Origin of the sequence: Granulicella sp. S190 (assembly GCF_009766095.1) — a bacterium.
Taxonomy (GTDB): domain Bacteria; phylum Acidobacteriota; class Terriglobia; order Terriglobales; family Acidobacteriaceae; genus Edaphobacter.
The window spans coordinates 117401-135569 of the sequence record NZ_LMUD01000019.1; the positions used below are offsets into that span (position 1 = coordinate 117401).

Annotated in this window: 11 protein-coding genes and 1 tRNA gene; 3 read left to right on the forward strand and 9 right to left on the reverse strand. The window is 57.7% G+C overall.

Going from position 1 to position 18169, the window contains the following annotated elements; genetic code table 11:
* Positions 1 to 459: 459 nt before the first annotated feature.
* Positions 460 to 1638 (reverse strand): LacI family DNA-binding transcriptional regulator, encoded by a 1179-nt coding sequence (locus GSQ94_RS12400; protein ID WP_158944185.1) that lies wholly within the window; start codon positions 1636 to 1638, stop codon positions 460 to 462.
* A 286-nt stretch (positions 1639 to 1924) separates the two neighbouring features.
* Here GSQ94_RS12400 and GSQ94_RS12405 point away from each other — a divergent pair, with 286 nt between their 5' ends.
* On the forward strand, positions 1925 to 2920 hold the full coding sequence (locus GSQ94_RS12405; protein WP_158944186.1) for a GRP family sugar transporter: 996 nt from the start codon (positions 1925 to 1927) through the stop codon (positions 2918 to 2920).
* A gap of 92 nt (positions 2921 to 3012) precedes the next feature.
* On the opposite strand, the gene rbsK is transcribed toward GSQ94_RS12405, so the two are convergent.
* From rbsK to GSQ94_RS12445, 8 genes are all read right to left on the reverse strand, one after another.
* Complete coding sequence (rbsK, locus tag GSQ94_RS12410) at positions 3013 to 3957, reverse strand: ribokinase (RefSeq protein ID WP_158944187.1); 945 nt, start codon at positions 3955 to 3957, stop codon at positions 3013 to 3015.
* Positions 3958 to 4022: 65 nt separating this feature from the next.
* Complete coding sequence (locus GSQ94_RS12415) at positions 4023 to 5150, reverse strand: nucleoside hydrolase (protein ID WP_254063836.1); 1128 nt, start codon at positions 5148 to 5150, stop codon at positions 4023 to 4025.
* 17 nt (positions 5151 to 5167) lie between these two features.
* Entirely contained in the window at positions 5168 to 6322 is a 1155-nt protein-coding gene (locus GSQ94_RS12420) for a nucleoside hydrolase (RefSeq protein WP_158944189.1), read from the reverse strand.
* Positions 6323 to 6359: 37 nt separating this feature from the next.
* A complete protein-coding gene (locus tag GSQ94_RS12425; RefSeq protein ID WP_158944190.1) occupies positions 6360 to 9689 on the reverse strand; it encodes a carboxypeptidase-like regulatory domain-containing protein in 3330 nt (1109 codons plus the stop codon).
* 424 nt (positions 9690 to 10113) lie between these two features.
* Positions 10114 to 10198: transfer RNA gene (locus tag GSQ94_RS12430), tRNA-Leu, on the reverse strand.
* Between the two features lie 162 nt (positions 10199 to 10360).
* Positions 10361 to 12793 (reverse strand): Orn/Lys/Arg decarboxylase N-terminal domain-containing protein, encoded by a 2433-nt coding sequence (locus GSQ94_RS12435; protein ID WP_158944191.1) that lies wholly within the window; start codon positions 12791 to 12793, stop codon positions 10361 to 10363.
* A gap of 88 nt (positions 12794 to 12881) precedes the next feature.
* Positions 12882 to 13433, reverse strand: a complete 552-nt coding sequence (locus tag GSQ94_RS12440; protein WP_158944192.1) for an RNA polymerase sigma factor — start codon at positions 13431 to 13433, stop codon at positions 12882 to 12884.
* 394 nt (positions 13434 to 13827) lie between these two features.
* Positions 13828 to 14550 carry an HAD family hydrolase gene (locus GSQ94_RS12445; RefSeq protein WP_254063837.1) on the reverse strand — a complete coding sequence of 241 codons (723 nt, stop codon included), beginning with the start codon at positions 14548 to 14550 and terminating at the stop codon, positions 13828 to 13830.
* Positions 14551 to 14647: 97 nt separating this feature from the next.
* Between GSQ94_RS12445 and GSQ94_RS20980 the strand changes: the two genes are divergently transcribed.
* Together GSQ94_RS20980 and GSQ94_RS12450 are read left to right on the forward strand one after the other, a co-directional pair.
* On the forward strand, positions 14648 to 14848 hold the full coding sequence (locus tag GSQ94_RS20980) for a hypothetical protein (protein WP_174240929.1): 201 nt from the start codon (positions 14648 to 14650) through the stop codon (positions 14846 to 14848).
* Positions 14849 to 14904: 56 nt separating this feature from the next.
* Positions 14905 to 18168, forward strand: a complete 3264-nt coding sequence (locus GSQ94_RS12450; protein WP_158944194.1) for a protein kinase — start codon at positions 14905 to 14907, stop codon at positions 18166 to 18168.
* Position 18169: the final 1 nt, after the last annotated feature.

Below are 18169 nucleotides of genomic sequence, written 5' to 3' on the forward strand. Positions count from 1 at the left end.
GCATGTGCTAAATGTGCTCGCTACGATGAGACAGGAAGATTTGGAGCTGTGGAAGAGTCGTCACCGCCTGCTATTCGCGACAAGGCATCGTTGATGGTCTCTGTGGTGTTTGTTGCGGCGATGTGCAGGCTGCGAGTTGCCTTCGAGGCTGTTTGACACAACTTGTACTTGTTGTCGACTGTTTCCCTGGCACGAAATATCAGTTCTGAGCGCACGCTGGTCTCCGTTCTTTACGGCGTTCAGACTAACGTGCTGCTGAATTCGCGGGTGAGATGCAGGTTCTTCTTCAGATGCGGCAGATCGTCAAGGACGTAAGACTTATTGCTGCGGAAAGCTCTGCGGGATTAGGCCCGTCGCCGAAGATAGAAGCGACAGCCTTATTCTACGCCTACAGCAGTGTGAAACGTCCTATTCGTCCTCGATTGCTGCGTCGCGGCAACTTTGCGCGGGCATTTCCTGTCAGGAACTCTTTTTCCTGGATGAGGAGCGTTTCGTCCCCCTCGGCATGGCGGCCTTTCCTGAGCCGGTGGTGGATTCACCGATGATGAGCTCAGCCTGCAGGGTGATAGTGACTGGCTCTGTAGGACCGGCCTTATTGGTGAGGCGGCTGAGCAAAAGTTCGCCCGCCTTGACTCCGAGGTCGTAGGCGGGCTGGATCACGGAGGTGATGCTGGGGCGCAACATTCGTCCACCAGGAATGTCGTCGAAGATAGCGAGAGCAACCTGGTCGGGACAGGAGATGGCTAGCTCGTTGAACGCCTGCAAGGCGCCGAGCCCCATGGTTCCGTTGGAGACGAAGAGAGCGGTGGGGTGGGAGTGACTGAGCAGCAGGTCTTTGGTCATCTTGTAGCCGCTTTCGAAGCGGAAGTCGCCTTCACGCACCAGATCCCGGTCGATCTTGATGTTCGATTCACCGAGGACCATCTCGTAGCCTTTGTATCGATCGCGCGCGGTCTGGAGCCATGACGAACCGTTGATGATGCCGATCCTGCGGTGACCTAGACCGACCAGGTGGCGCACGCACATCGCCGCTCCACGAACGTTATCGACAACGACAGAATCCACGTTGAGCCCGGGGGGAGTGCGGTCCAGACATACTACGGGGATGCCCATATCGATCGCCTGAACGATGTGGGAGACGTCGTTTGCGGGATTAGGCGCGACTACGGCGAGCATGCCGTCGACGCGATGCGTGCGCAGCATCGAGAATATCTGACGCTCGCGCTCTAGATCGTCGTCGGTATTGAAGATCGTTAGCATGTAGCCATGCTGAACGATGGCGCTTTCGACGCCACGCAGGACAAGGGGAAAGAACGGGTTGGTGATATCGGAGATAACGATACCGATGACGCTCGAGCGGCGTGACTTCAGGCTGCGTGCGTGATTGTTGGGATGGTAGTTGAGGTCACGCATCGCCTGCTGGACGCGCCGCAGCAGCTGAGAGCTGACTGCGTTGCTGTCGTTGAGGACATTGGAGACGGTGCCAACGGAGACCTTGGCTCGTCGCGCGACCTCCTGGATCGTGGCATTGCGCTTGATAATGTTCGTCTCCCGTTGCAGCGATAAAAGGGTAAAGGCTGTGCAAGTGGAATTGCCGCCTGTGCCAAGGAGATTAAGGGGGTGCGGAGGATTTTGCAAGGAGGGTTGTTGCGAGCCACCGTGTGCCCTGCGTCCGCGTGCGCCAGATCGACAGGCGCCCCTCGGGCTTCGCCCTCGGCTGAACAGAGCCGTGAAGGTTGGGGAGTGTTGCCCAGAAAGATTCCTTGACAGGTATCGGTTAGGAAAGCATAGAATGGCGCGGGATTGAATCAGTTCAAAGCGAGATCACGCTGACCGAATCTGCAAGGCGAGGCAGCCTGGAGTGATCTTTCGATCGTAAAGGCGCGGGCGAGATTTCCCGCTCTTTTGCAGCAGGGGTGGGGAAATGTTCATCGTAGATAATCAGGCCGTCGCGTTCTTACTCTGCGTTGTTACGATGCTTGGCTGGGGCTCGTGGGCGAATACCCAGAAGCTCGCCGGTAAAGAACGGTGGCCCTTTGCTCTCTACTACTGGGACTATGCGTTCGGAGTCGCTCTGCTGGGCGTGGTGTTCTGTTTCACTCTGGGCAATTTCGGTTCGGCGGGAAGTAGCGCTGTCGCGAATCTTCGTCTTGCGTCCTCGAGCTCGCTGTTACGTGCGCTTACCAGCGGCGCAGTGTTCAACCTCTCCAACATCTTGCTGGTGATCGCGATCGACGCCGCGGGTATGTCGCTTGCCTTCCCCGTGGGCGTCGGACTTGCTCTCGTAATCGGCACGGTGGCGAGTTATTTCCATGCGCCGAAGGGTAGCCCCGTGCTGCTGGGCGCGGGCGTTGTGCTGATCGTCTTCGCGATGATCATGTCCGCCATGGCCACACGGCAGGTGCAGAAGCAGCGTTCGGTTAGCGCGAGCCGTGGACTGTTGTTTGCCATCGCAGCGGGATGTTTGATGGGGTTCTTTTACCCGCAGCTTATCTCGTCTATGTCGCCAAACTTCAACAGCGAACCAATTCAACTGGGATATTTGACACCCTACACGGCACTTCTGCTGTTCGGCATCGGCTTACTGTTGAGTAACGTGCTAATCAACACAGTGTTCATGCGCGTGCAGGGTTCGACGTACCGAGAGTATCGAGAGGCAAAACCGAAGCTGCATTGGTTGGGTCTGTTGGGTGGCGCCATCTGGATGATCGCGCTTAGCCTGAACGTCATCGCATCAGGCGTGGCGGGGCCTGCGGTGTCGTATGCGCTGGGACAAGGGGCGACGCTGGTGGCTGCCCTCTGGGGTGTATTTGTTTGGAAGGAGTTTCGCGGAGCGGCAACCGGCACGCGAACGCTTGTCGCGCTTATGCTGATTGGTTACACCGCGGGGCTGGTGCTGATCGGCTCCGCGATCATGTGAGGGGCTGACCATCGAATCGCCCGGCTGACTGATTGAGAGACGGACAAGAGGCGAGAGCTGTCTTCAAGGCGCAAGCGGCGCGTTGAGCATTGCTAGCTTTGCTTCTTGGAGGAGGCTTGTTTGTACCGCTCCAACTCAGATCTTCGCGGCATAGAAGGAGCTGTTCCGTGCCGCGTGACCGAGATGCCAGCCACAACGCATCCGAAGCGTGCTGCCTCTTCGAGGCTCATTCCTTCTGAGAGGGCGACGGCGAGACCTGCGTTGAATGCATCTCCTGCGCCTGTGGTGTCGATTACGGGCCCGGCACTGAAGGCTTCGATGTGCATGGTCATCGACGAGGTCTTAACCAGAGCGCCGCGGGCGCCCAGGGTGAGGATTACGTTGCGTACACCGCGCGCAAGCAGTAGCCCGGCTGCGCGCTCTGCGTCTTCGAGAGACGCAATGGGAAGGCCAGTGAGAGCTTCTGCTTCACTCTCATTGGGAGTCAGATAGTCGCACAGCGCAAGGATAGCGTCGTCCAACGCACAGGCGGGAGCGGGGTTGAGGATAGTAGGGACGCCGAGCTCTCGCGCGGTCTTCAATCCATGTATCACGATGAGAAGAGGAAGCTCGAGCTGGGTCATGAAGGCGGCCGAGCCGGTGATGTGGTCGCGTGCGCGATCGATCTCGTCCGTCGAGAGAGCGTTCGCGGCACCCGGAGTGATGACGATTGCATTTTCGCCTTTAATCTCGTCGATGATGATGGCGGCAGCGCCGGTCGTATCGCTCTCCGAGGAGAAAAGAAACTGCGTGTCGACGCCCTCCTCTTTGTAGGTTCGACGAGCGATATCGCCGAAGTTATCGCTTCCTACTTTGCTGATGAAGTAGACCTGCGCGCCGAGACGAGCAGCGGCGACCGATTGATTTGATCCTTTGCCGCCGGGCCCGAGACGAAACTCGGACCCGAGAACGGTTTCTCCCCAAACGGGAAGACGTTTTACTCGGAAGGCCAGATCGATGGCAAAGACTCCCATGATGGCAATGGGTTTACTCTTCATGTCAGTCTCCACAGCAGTCATAGATGTTTATCAACGTTGTTGGATGATGTCTGCTAACGATCACGCTAGTGGCCTTGACTTGATTCGAACTGAGGATTCTTCGCTCCTGGGGTAGGCGAGGACATCAGCTGCAAGAACATCTTCTGAAACTTAGGCCAGTCGACATCCATTTGTACATGAGCTTTTTGAAGATCGAGGGCGGGCTTATCGTCATCGCTCCAGACGATGGTGTCTCCGTAGCTGATGCCTTTGTCGACGCTAACATCAAAATAGACATAGCGCTCGTGCGTGATGAGGCTGGGGTCAAGCCACGCGGCCGCAGCAAGCTCGTCCCATAGATAATCTCCGGGTCGGCGCGAGTAGCGGGCGATGTACTGGCCGGCTGGGGAGCTACTCTTCTTCAACTCATCGAGCATCTCCTTCGTGAGATGGGTCTCGATAGAGACATCCACCGGGGTGACTGTGATCTTCGGCCAATGGGCGTGGAAGACGATAGTCGAAGCTTCGGGGTCGAACCAGAGGTTGAATTCGTGGCGCGGACTGTCGACGTATTCCTTATCGTCGGTATGCGGATTGAGGCTGCCTCCCATGATGACGAGCTCCGCGGCGAGCTCGGCGAAGTGCGGATCGAGGCTAATCGCCTGAGCCACATTGGTCATAGGCCCGGCAGCGTAGATCGTCACCTGATGCGGGTATTTGTGCACCATGCGGATCAAAAAGTGTGCTGCGTCTTCGTCCGATACTTTCGTTGTGGGATTTCCTTCTTCGAGTTTGGGGACATCAAAGGGTCCATGCTTCGGGCGGAAGCTGCTCCAGGCGCCCTGATAAAGAACCTTCCCGTAGATCTGCTCCCACGCATTGGTCCACTGCTGCGTTCTTACCAAAGGAGTGATCGCGCCCGCCATAACGGGGATGTCGGTGCGGCCAATGAGCTCGAGCAGACGCAGGGTGTGGGCTACTTCTTCATCGCGCCATCCGTCGCCGGTGAGCACCGTGATACCGAGCACATTGACGCGTGGGGACTGGAGAAAGACGAGCATCGAGTTCATGTCCGTTCCCGCGGGTCCGACCGCATCCTGATCAATGACGACGTAGCGGCCATCCTGCGCGGAGAGCAACGGTGATGAGAGCACACCGAAAAGAGTGGGGAAGAGAACCAGAGACCAAAGCGAGCTCTTTCGTAGATGTTTCAACGCAATTCCTCCTGAGATCATCCGTTGTTCTGCGTATTTCCTGTAATGCGATCGACCAGCAGGCGGAAGAAGGCGTCCGGCCTAACGTCGACGGCAACCTGGGTGTTGGCGGTGAAGGTTTCATCCGATGGTGTCGCACCTGGACTATTCTCGAAGGCAGCCGCGTATCGGATGGGGCCACGCTTCCATCCAACGCTCTCGCCTGCCGTGATGAGACCGTTGGTCTCAATCTGCACCCGATAACTCTCGAAGGTAAGTATATCGGGACGGATCAGAGCGCTGACTGCGAGAGGATCGTGCAGGGTTGGGCCGCCCTTCTCTCCGTGCCCACGATAGCTTGCCATGATGGCGCGTGCGATACCGGCTGCAGCACGGCTCGGCTTATTCGTAGCGGCTTCGAGCTGAAGGATGTAGGGCTCGGTCAGCTCGACCTTGCGAGTGACATCGAGGCCGACCATAGTGATAGGAACTTCGGAGTTGAAGACGATGCTTGCCGCCTCCGGGTCGACGTAGAAGTTGAACTCAGCCGCAGGCGTCACGTTGCCGCCCGAGAGCGAGCCTCCCATCAACACAATGCTCTTGATAGCCTTCGCAAGACCTGGCTCCGAGCGAAGCGCAAGAGCAAGGTTGGTGAGAGGGCCGAGGCCGATCAGCGTCACCTCGCCAGGATGTTCCAGGACGATGCGGCAGATCAGCTCCGCGGCGTGTTCTTTTACAGCGGTGATTTTGGGCGGAGGAAGTTTGACGCCGCCGAGACCGTTCTCTCCGTGTGCATAGGACGCGGTCACCTGTCGCCGAATGAGCGGAGCAGCGGCGCCGGATGCCACTGGGATATCAGTTCGGTCGCAGATCTCGACCATACGCAGGGCGTTGGGCAGGGTGATCTCAAGAGGGAGATTTCCCGCAACTGCGGTGATGGCCAATACGTTGAGCTCAGGTGAGCGCATGGCCAGCATCAGGGCGAATGCATCGTCTACTCCAGGATCAGTATCGATGATGACCTTGGCTGCCGTTGTCGTTTCCGCGCGATGCGACGCCTCGGTCCGGGGTAGTCTATCCGGTGCGGCGAATGCACGCGACGGCCCGTGAACCATCGCGGCAATCGCAGAACCTGTTGTCGCCTTCAAAAACATTCTGCGGTCCGGAGTCCGCTGAAACCAATCAGGCTTCATGCCTTTTCTATCCTTCCATGATGAAAGCTTGCGGCGATCAGAACACGAACTTCAATGCGAACTGAATGAGACGAGGATTGTTTACAACCTGGGTGATCTGTCCGAATCCGGGAGAGTCCGTGGTAGTTCCCGGATTCGCAAACTGTGGATGATTGAAGATGTTGAAGACCTCGGTGCGGAAGACGAGCTGCGTCTCTTTGGGAAGGTTGAAAGTTTTGAAGAGCGAACTGTCGAAGTTGACGAAGTCAGGACCGTAGAGCGGGGTGCGCGATGCATTTCCAAGAACGCCGGGAGCGGGGTCAATGAAGCAAGCTGTGTTGATAAACTCAGCCAAGGATTGGTGGGCCGGGCGCGTATTGCAGACCTGATCGGGACGACTGCCAGTCGTAGTACCGGCATTGTTGACGCCTGCAGCGAGCCCGAGAGGAAAGCCAGAGCCGACGTGTGTGATCAGGTTCAACTGCCAGTTTCCGACCAGCTCCTGCACTGGCGTGCTTACGCTGGAAGCGAACTTTTTTCCGCGACCGAAAGGCAGTTGATAGAGGATGCTGGCGGAAAGATTGTGCGTCTGATCCGTCACATTGAGTCCCTTGTCGGTATAGCCCCGGGGATTGAGAGGATACACGTTCGGCGCCGGATTCAGCGGGTAGTAGGGAACACCGATCAGAGAGCCCAGGTCGTCGTAGAGGCCGTTGTCGAATCCCTTGCTATAGGTGTAAGCAATCAGGACGTAGACTCCGTTGTTGTAGGCGCGCTCTGCTTTGACCTGGAGCGAGTCGTAACGCGATAGGCCTCGGTCGAGGAACCCGACGATCGCGTTCAGATTCGGATACGGACGCAGATTGGCGGGATCGACCTGAAGGCTGGGCGTGGCAGTGTTCAACGGAAAGCCCGAGGTCTGCAGATGCGTCCCGCGAGATCCCGCATAGCCGACCGTCAGGATGGTACCTGTAGGCAGCTCCCGTTGGACGTTAAGATTGAACTGCTGAATAGTCCCAGGATGAAAGTTTGTGTTCTGACTGTAGACATTGCCTGTCAGGTTATTCACGTCTGGCGGGGTCGGAACAGGAAATCCCGCGGATAGTGTGGTAACCGGGGTCATGTCGTCAGCTTGGAACGCAAACGTTCCGTAGAAAGGAGGATTCAGGTCCAGCCCTTGTGCGCCAAGGTTCCATCCAGCGTCGTGGAGAATTGCGTAGCCTGCGCGAATGGCATTCTTTGTGGAGAACGGAGTGAAGCTGAGTCCGATTCTTGGTTCGAAGCCGCGGTAGTACGACTGGATCCCTGCCGAATCTGATGAGTTCACGCCTGCGATCAGCATCTGGCCGGTGGGGAAGTCGAAGTTAGCCAACCTCTTTTGCGATTCGACCACCGGTGTTGTGTAGTTCCACGCCAGACCAAGCTGCACGGTCAAGTTCTTTCTGATCTTCCAGTTGTCCTGGAAGTAAGGGCGGAACTCCTTCCATCTGCGGCCGGAGACATCGCCGGAGAAAGAGACGTCGTGTTCGCCGCTGCCGGGAATACCAAGTAAAAAGCTGGCGATAGGATTGCCGCTCGCGGAGTTGAACGCGCCGTTGGTAAAACCCGCCGTGAACAGGTTATCGAACTCCATCTCGCCCATAGGAAAGGCATTGCCGAGCTCATTGAGTTGCATGAAGCGCATGCCGATGCCCATGGAGAACGAGTGTGCCCCATGCACCAACTCGAAGTCGTCGCTGTATTGGTAGACGTTGGTTCCATCCTGAATAGGAGAGAACCCGCGATCGCCAAGACCCCAGTATCCCTCGTTGAACTGCGTGTTGAGTAGTCCGCTGCTCAGGTAGGTTCCGAGGTTGGCGTTGGGGATTCCCAGCAGCGTGCTCCAATCGTTACCGTCTCCAAAGGATGTGATGTGATCGAAGATGCGGTTATATCCGGCGGTGAACTGGTTGATCGCGTTGGCCGAGAAGATGTGTGTCTCGGAGACGGCCAGATTTCTTCCGCGATCCGCGAGCGTCTGGTTGCTGGCATAACCTCCAGGCTGTGCGCCGAAGCCGGGAAGCCCAGAGGGTAGAAAGACGGTAGCCTGGTCTCTGCTGAAGCGAGCGAAGCCACGATCTTTCTCTGAGAATACGTTATCAATTCGTATGTCGAAGCTGTTGTCATTGAAGGTCTGGTTAGGAACGTCCACATAGTTTGCCGAAAGCACGCCGGAGACGTTGGGAGCGGGGAAGTAGTTAAGCATCTGGACCGCGATAGCGTTAAGCCGGTAGGTAGGGATGGTGTTGTCAGGGAACTGAGTGCGGCTTGCGTTTCCGGTGACTGGATCGATGACCGTCGTGCTCGGATCGTAGATAGGAACCTCGGGAGATCCGGGGAACGACTCCGTGAAGATGCCTTGGCGCTCGAGCATGGTCGGCACCTGGGTCAGCGAAGGAATTCCCTGAATGCTCTTAGTTCCTTGGTAGTCGAAGAAGAAGAAGGTTTTATCCTTACGAATCGGGCCGCCGACTGAACCTCCGAACTGATTGCGGATGTACTTCGGATTGACCGGAGAGAAGTAGCTGGTCGCGTTCAGATCGGTGTTGCGCAGGAAGTCGAAGAGTGTTCCGTGAAATTGGTTGGTGCCGGACTTCGAGGTGAGCAGGACGGTCGGACCCGCGCGTGTTCCGTACTGCACAGAGTAGTTGTAGGTGAGTACATTGAACTCCTGAAGAGCGTCGATGGAGGGCACGATGGCGATGCCGCCGGAGGTTAGCTCGTTGTTGTCGACACCATCGTAGAGCCAGTCGGTGCGATTCTCGCGCGAGCCGCCGACCGACAGTGAGAAGGAGCCGCGGATGGAGGTCTCGCTGCCTCCGCCGCCTGCAAAGAAATCATTCGGCTGATTGCCCGCCGAGGTTCCGGGAGCGAGCGTAGCCAACTCTACGAAGTTACGACCATTCAAGGGCAAATCGGAGACCTGCTGAGAGTGAACGACTTGACTCAGAGAGGAGTCGGTCGCCTGGACCGCGACTGCGTTGGCCTCCACCGAGACGCTCGAGGTGACCGAACCGGGCATCAAGGTAAAGTTGATTTCCGGCGAGGACTGGTTTTCAAGAAGAATGCCATTCTTGACGGCGCTCTGGAAGCTGGGCGCGGCCACCTGGACCTTGTAGTTGCCGATGGGTAGCAGGTTGGCAACAAAACGCCCGCTACTGTCAGCAGTCACCACGCGAGCCCCGTTGGTGTCGACATTGGTGACGGTGACGGTCGCTCCAGCAATCACGGATCCTGCTGGATCCGCGATCGTTCCTGTGATACTCGCTGTCGCCTGCGCCTTCGCGATGTCAGGAAGGAGCAGAGAACAAAAGATGAAGATAGAGATTGTCAGGTATCTGAGTTTCAAGTGGAACTCCCTGCGTCCAAATCTTTTGAAACGATTCAAAACTTGATGACATGCCTATACTCCCGAAAAAAGATCACTGTCAATAACAAATTTTAATTATGTGTGGTTGGGTCGCAGTAGAAGGTTCCGCTGGCGTAGATCTCCGTCGTGAGCGAGATACCGGACAGAGAAGCTTCTAAAGCGGATGGCAGACATCGAAGCACGCGGTTTCAACGTAAAGCTGGGCCATTAAGGCCGGGTAGGAGAGCGGCGGCCAAGCTTGTACTTCCGATGTTCGCCTTATCTGACAAGCCGGGACGCATGGCTGGCAAAACGCCTTCTCTCGCATTTCTCGCACGCGAGGGTCACAAAAATGGTGACAGGGGCGAACTAGAAGGCCAGCCGGTTAGGGCTGGCCTTCTAGTAAGTGCATGATTTATTAGATTGGTGCGGAGGAGGGGACTTGAACCCCTATGCCTTGCGGCGCTAGCACCTCAAGCTAGTGCGTCTGCCAATTTCGCCACCTCCGCGCTATGACTCGACACCCGAAGGGCATGAGCTGCGGTAAGCAATCCGAAGGTAAGTATAGCATCTTGGACGGGTTGAGTGGGAGTGGGTGTGGATAAGGTTGTCGTGGGAAGGAAACGGCCTCATCCATGAGAGGAGAGGCCGTTATTTGATGGTTGATAGAGCTATCTCTCGGAGCCCAGACCGCTGCCGGGAACTACCGGAGCGGTGGCAGGATTACGCTTCTTCTTCTGAACCGGCGGCGCTGCATTGGGTGGACGTTGTTTTCCATTACTATTGCCGTTTTTCTTCCTGCCTGTGGTTTCGATCACGGCGCGCATCCAGTAGTTTCCTTCTGCATCGGCTTCAATGCCGTGGACCTCGCGCTCGAAGCCGGGGAAGCGCTTGCCGAACTCTTCCATGGCCAGGATGAGCTTGATAACGGGGCTTTCGGGGCCGCCGAGGCGCTCGCCGGGCATCGACATGGGGATGCCGGGAGGGTAGGGAACGAGCATGACCGCAGCGATGCGGCCGGCCATCTCGGAGAAGCGAATTTTCTCCGTCTCATGGCGGAGGAGCTTCTGGTAGGTCTGAGCCGGGGTGAGGATGGGGTCGAAGTCTTCGTCGCAGGCGTCGTTGACGAGGCCGGAGAGGTTGAGTTGAACCATCGCGGCGTGCATCTCGTCGGAGAGCTCTTTGAGGCTGACGTTGCGATAGCGATGGGGATAGCGGGAGACCAACTCGGGCAGGGCCTCTTCGAGGGAGGCTTCGGAGTCGTAGAGGCGTTTGAACTCGAAGAGATTTTCGAGGAGTGCGCCCCACTTGCCCTTGGAGGTGCCGACGGAGAAGAGGACGAGGACGGTGTAGTCGCCGGTGCGGGCGATCTCGACGCGGCGTCCATCGAGGAACTCGGTGACGATGGCTGCGGGGATTCCCGAGTCGCTGATCTTCCCTTGCGCGTTGACGCCGGGGGTGAGGATGGTGACCTTGGTGGGGTCAAGCATGCAGTAGTCGTCGGCGATGTCTTCGTCCTGAAAGCCATGCCACTCTTCGCCAGATTTTAGGGTCCAGGCGCTGGAGCGATTGGTAAGAAGACCGTCGGCAGCCTCTTCTAGGAGGTAGGTTTTTCCGTCGAGTGGGTCGAAGACGTACTCTGGTTGATAGAGGCGGAAGAACCATCCCTGCTCGGCTTCGCGGAGCCGGTGGCCGATGGAAGACATGGCTTTGCGAAAACTGATGGCGTCCTGGAGGGTCTCGCTCATCAGAGTGGGACCGGCGGGCTCGTCCATCATGGCTGCGGCTACGTCTAGGCTGGCGATGAGTGGATAGAAGGGCGATGTTGTGCCGTGCATCATGAAGGACTCGTTGAACTGATCGAAGTCGAGGTTGGCGCGTGGGCTTAGCTTGACGTGGATCATGGAGCCCATGGAAAAGGCGGCGAGCATCTTGTGTGTGGACTGGACGGCGAAGATGGTGGGTCGGTCGGGCATGTCGTCTGGCACGCCCATGGCGAAGCGGCCCTGGTAGATTTCGTGGAACTTGGCGTAGGCGTACCACGCCTCGTCAAAGTGAATGCGCGGGACTGACTTCGAGAGCTCGGTGACGACGCGGTTTACGTCGTAGCAGAGGCCGTCGTAGGTGGAGTTCGTGACGACGGCGTAGGTGGGGTTCTGGTTGGCGACGCCGGTGGTGAGTGGGCTCTTGTCGATGATGCCACGGATGAACTCGGGGCTGAAGCGCTTGAGGGGGACGAGGCCGATCATGCCGTAGCCGTTGCGCGTTGGCTTCATATAGACGGGGCGCGCGCCGGTGACGGTGAGGGAGTGACAGATGGATTTGTGGCAGTTGGCGTCGGCGAGGACGATATCGTCCTGCGCGATGACGCCGTGGCCGACGATCTGGTTGGAGGTGCTGGAGCCGCCAAGGACGTAGAAGGTCCAGTCGGCGCCGAAGATGCGGGCGGCGTTGCGTTCGGATTCGCCTGGAGGTCCGAGGTGATCGAGCCAGGAGCCGAGCGGCGCGGTAGAGATGCCGAGGTCCGAGCGCATGATGTTTTCGCCGAAGAACTTGTGGAACTCCATGCCGATGGGGTGCTTAAGATAGGCGACGCCGCCCATGTGGCCGGGTGCGTCCCAGGAGTAGGCTCCCTGGTCGTTGTACTTTTTCAGCTCGCGAAAGTACGGGGGAAGGAGCTGCTCGTGGTAGCGTTCGACGGCGAAGTCAACGCGGTTGGCGATGAAGGCAGGAGTGTCGCCGAAGAGATGGATGTACTCGTGAACCTGTTTGACTACTTCTAGGGGGAGTTCGCTGACGAGAGTACGGTCGGCGATGAGGAAGATTGGAATCTTCTTGTTGCGACGGCGAACGGCGCGAAGAATGGCGAGCGCAGCGCCCTCGGCGAACTGATTCTCGCCTTCGAGGTCCCAGTCCAGAAGGATGGCGCTGTAGGATGGGTCGGAGGTGACGAGGGACAGACCGTCCTCCGGGGTCGAGGTGCGCACAACCTCGTATCCTTCAAGACGGATCGCTTCGACCAGCCGCTCCATGGCTCGATCCGAAACTGAATCCGTGCCACCAACTTCACTTGCAATCAATAAAACCCAACGGCCTTCGCTCATACACCTCTCACAACTTCTTATTCGTACTTTTAGATGGTACAGGGAAGTTTTGTGGGGTGTTTATGGGTTGTGAATCTTCGGGAAATTGTTAGTTTGAAGACTGCGTCTTCGTGCAGGTGCAGTTGACGCACCCGTGGCGGGCACAGAGGCTGCATATGAGCAAAAGCTGCTTCTTGAGGGCCTGGCGCGCACGGTGTATCCGAACGGCAGCATTTCCGTTGGTGATGCCAGACTTTCGGGAGAAGACCTCGAGGCTTTGATCCGCGAGGTCTACCTCGCGAAGGATCTCGCTATAGGAAGGCTTCAGGGTCGGGAGTATCTGCTCGATGCACTCACAGACAATCTCCTCCGTTTGCTGATCGGGTGCGATTTCGCTGAGGTCGCGGGCCCAGAGCTCAAGGGCGCGGTCTTCGGCAGAACGATGACGGTAGTAGTCGATGACAGCATTTCTCAGGATTCGGTAGAACCAAGCCTGGGCAGACTCCTGGAGACGGAGCGAAGACGATTGTTCAACGGCTCGCGCGTAGGCGCTTTGCAGGATGTCTTCGGCGAATGCGGGTGAAGCGACGCGCCTCTGCACAAAGCGAAGGAACTCTTTTCGTTGAAGGACGAGGTTGGAGATAGATTCGGCGGCGTGCATGGACGATCTCTCATGAAGGCGACGGCGCGGATTGGCTACCGCGCCACCGCTTCTGTTAGTTGGATGCGGGACAGGTGCAGCCGGAGCCGCACGGGCAGGGGAGTGGGCAGGTGCACTCCGGGCAGTAAGGGCATAAGAAGCGAGTCGTCATTTTGAGTCTCCTTTGTCGAGCGAATAGCTCCGACACCCATGCTGACGTATGAGGCGCGCGAAGATTACAGTGCGACCGGATTTAGCAAATTTTCCGGTTGCTCCTACTATCAGAACTTTCATCTGGTCTCTCCTAGCGTGTTGTCTTGCACACTTTCAAGGAGGGTAGGACGCCAAGGTGCCTCGGCTCGGATGCCCGTTGCCGGAAAGTGAGATGGAGTGTAGATAAAGCGCTGGAGGTCGATTAAAAGTGGCGTGTGAGGTCGGCGAAGCTCGCCAGCTCCAAGAGGTGCTGCCCCGGGGGAGGCTGATTGACGACCTCGTGCTCAAGAACCCAGGTGAAGTCGTGGGGAATGAAGATGGCGTTCAGTCCGGCAGAGAGAGCTGGGTTTACGTCGGAGCGCGGGCTGTTGCCGATCATCCAGGTATTGCATGCTTCGCAACCGTGATGAGAGGCGACTGAGAGATAAGCCTGACGATGCTTTTCCGCGAGCACCTCGACGGCTGTGAAGTGAGGGGCGAGGCCGGAGCGATGCAGCTTGTCGGTCTGCTCGATCTTGTCTCCCTTGGTGACCAGGATGAGACGGTGGCGCGTCCCGAGTTCGCTGAGAGTGGGTTCGACCTTAGGGAGAAGCTCAATCTCCTGGTCGGCGATGGACTGGGCGAAGCTCTCGATACGGCGGTGTTTCTCGTCGGTGAGAGGCATGTCCGTAAGTTGTTCGAAGCAGGCGACGAGAGAGCGGCGAAAGCTGTGCAGACCGTAGCCGTGGGAGAGGATGGTGGCGTGCTCGACCCGGTTGAGGTGTCCGCGGACCTCTTCCGCGGTGTGGATGCGATGGTCGAGGTAGGAGATGAAGCTGGTGATCGCCCGTTCGAAGTAGATGTTGTTCTCCCAGAGGGTGTCGTCGGCGTCGATCAGCAGAGTCTGGTTAGCGAGGCGGCGGTCGGTCTGGATGGGGGAGCTCACATGCTGATTATAAGGTGCGGTTTGATACCGAATTGACACTGCCCGGTGGGTTTCGGGTCGGATGCCACGCTTGGGGGATGTATCCCCGGAGTGGGGTATGCCAGAGTTGGAAGCAATGAATACTGTTATGGCTCGCATGGAAGTGTCGAATGCAGGACCGACGCATGATCGAAGATTCTCGGCCAACCTGGGTTATAGAGTGTGGAACCCTTTTGAGATGGAGCTGCAGGGGGTCATTGCCGGCGGCTATGATCAAGTCGCGCCAAGCTTTACGGCCGTGGCACAGATTGTGGAATGAACTTGCGCATCGCTCCTCATGACTGAGAGTAGAAGGATAGAAGGCATACCAGAGCGATGAATCCAGAGGCTGGCCAGAGGTTCGGTCCGTACGAGATCCTGGGCAGACTGGGCGGCGGGGGCATGGGTCTCGTCTTTCGTGCATGGGATGAGCGGCTGCATCGCGAGGTTGCGGTGAAGCTGCTACACGAGAGCTACACGATGCCTGGGATGCGCGAGCGTTTTCTGCAGGAGGCACGCGCGGCCTCGGCGTTGAACCACCCCAATATCTGCACGGTCTTCGACATCGGCGAGCAGAATGGGACGCCCTACCTCGTGATGGAACTGCTTGAGGGCGAGACGGTGCGCTCGAGGATTGAACGAGGCGCGCTTCCGCCGGAGGAGATCGTTCGTTACGCGCTGGAGATCTCGGAGGCGTTGGCCGCAGCGAGCGCCAAGGGGATCGTGCACAGGGATATCAAGCCGGCAAATATCTTCCTGGTGAAGATGCCCAGCGGCAAGAGCCAGGCGAAGGTGCTGGACTTCGGCCTCGCAAAGATCGGACTCGAGGTGGGCGGAGGTTGGGAGTCGAGGACGCTGGATCTGACGCTTTCAGGGGCTACGGTGGGGACGGTGGCGTATATGTCGCCGGAGCAGGCGCGAGGCGAGTCGCTGGACATGCGCTCGGATTTGTTCTCGCTGGGCGTGGTGCTGTATGAGATGGCGACGCGGCGCGTGCCGTTCGAGGGAACAACGAGCGCAATGATGTTTGTACAGCTCTTCAGCCAAGCTCCGGAGCCGGTGCGGACATGGAACGAAGCGATTCCTAGGGAGTTGGAGCGGATCATTTTAAAGCTGATGGCGAAGGACAGGAGTGACCGTTTCCAGACGACCAAAGAACTGCAAGACGCCTTGATGAAGGTGGGTGGGAAGCTGGGTCGCGGAGGATGGTTACAGAAGGGATCTTTGTCGGCAGTTCCATTGGTTCGGGCTTACGATCCTGTGGCTCCGCATAAGGGACCGAGACGCAGGCCGGGGCAGGAGCAGGGAGATACGCCAGGTAGCAGGCTGGCATGGCTGGAGGCTAAAGAATCGAGCAACGGAGACAGGGTGGCTCATCCGGTGGAGGGTACGCATCCGGTGCAGGCACGCTTCAGAGAGATGGAGAGCACGTATGCTCAGCCGCAACGGAGTAAGGTGTATGGGGTGGTGGAGCAGGGCGACTCTTCCGCGGAGGAGATTGCAGCGGGCTTCGATCCGGGTGCTTTGGCAGCGGATCCGGAGTTACACCGTGAGTCGGTTCTTGATTCTTCTCGTCTTGGCCGGGCGCGATTCGAGGATAGCTCGCGAGACTTAGCTGCGCAGTGGCCGGAGTCTTATGACGATTCCTTGGAAGAGCTGGTTGCGGATCAGACGAAAAGAATCCGGATACGGATGGCATTTGCTGTCATCGTCATCGTCGGCGTTGCCGTTGGAGCATCGCTGTTGATTGGAAGAGGGATTTTTCGACCGATGGTACTTACAACGAGGGATCGTCTGTTGCTTACTCTCATTCAGAACAAGACGGGCGATAAGACACTGGATGGAACGGTGATGCAGGGGCTCGAGATCGCCCTGCATCAATCGAGGACTTTAAATGTTCTGGGCGGTGAGGCGTATCGAGCAGGTCTGCGGCAGTTGAACTCCAGCGATAACGACAGTGTAGAGACGGTGCCTGTGCAGAGCATCGCGCAGAAGGTTGGCGCGAGAGTCTATCTGTTCGGCGAGATTACTGGATCAGAGGCGCCCTACACGATCAGCGTTGATGTGTTGCAGACCGACTCGAATGACAAGGTGGCAAGCTTCGATGAAGTTGCCACGAGCAGGGAAGAGATTCCGGCGGCGATCGGACGGCTGGCACTTGCTGTGCGAAGAGAGGTGAGTGAAGACACAAAGGCAGAGTTGCGGCGAAGTGTTTCCTTCGAGGGTGAGGCATCTGGCAATGTCGATGCGTTGCATGCCTACGTCGAGGGTAGTGTCGCAGAACAGAAAGGCAGCATCGCGGATGCGTTGAGAGCTTATCGGGAGGCTGTTCGATTCGATCCAAAGTTTGCGCAGGCACAGATGCGGCTGGCATGGCTCGATCGCGAGGAGATGGCTGAGATAGCCTCCGCACAAGCCGCTGGACTCGCACGCGATGCAGCCTCACATGCTAGCGATTCGGTAAAGCTGCTGGCGCAGTTTTGTTTTGAGATGAACGCAAGTGGGGATCTGGAGAAAGCTACCAAGACGATTCGTGAGTACGCGGCGCAGTATCCGCTCAATGTAGAAGGGCGAAGGGGGTTGGCGCTGGCTCTGCGATTGCAGGGACGTAGCCAGGAGGCTTTGGCTGCGGCGCAACAGGGATATGAAGAACATCCTTTCGATGCGGGAAGTTATGTCGAGGCGAAGCGCGACTTGGTTGAAATGGATCGTTACGGGAGCGCGCTGGAGTTGACAACGCGATCGATGCAAACAGGTTCGTCGGCGAATGACGATACGTTGATGACGGCCTACCTGAATGGACAAGAGGACGTTGTCTCCGTTCAAAGAGAGCGGTTGCAGGGCATGCTTGCGGGTGCTGCGACTGACGAGAGCACGGGGACAACTTACTCGGAGTGGAACAGCTACGGTCTCTATCTCGATAACACAGGCAGGAAGAAGGCAGCTGTTGAAGCATGGCGGGCCGCAGCTGCTGACGCTGAAGGCGATTCCGAGCTTTCAGGCACGCAAGGGTCGCTGTTGGCGCAAGCTGCGCTCGATCAAGCATTGGCAGAGAGCTGCAGCGTGTCTCTCGCTATGGTCGAAGATGGGAAGAACCTGTCGAAGGGGCCCGTTGCGAGCTTCGATGCAGGGATGGCAGCCGCTCTCTGCGGAGACCAACCTTACGCGGTGAAGATTGCTGCTGCGCTCGAGCAGCAGTTTCCTCGAAATACGATGGTGACCCGGTATTACGTTCCAGAGCTGGAAGCAGCTGCAGAGATTGGCATCAATGAACCGGAGAAGGCTCTACCTGGGTTGACGGCTTTCGGACAGAATGACCCGACATTGCTCTCGGCTTATCTGCGCGGAATGGCTCATGCGGCACTGGGGCAGACGATGCCGGCATCGCATGATTTTCAGGCAGTACTGGCGAGACGCGGGGAGGCTACCATGCGCCAAGGTGATCTTTATCCCATGGCAGAGATCTCTTTAGCGCGCGTTTTTATGGCCAGTCATGATCGTCCGGATAGCGTTGAGTCTTATCGAAGATTTTCGATGCTGTGGAGCGATGCAGATCAGAGACAGCCTTTGGTAGTCGAGGCGCTGGCCCGAAGTAAATGAC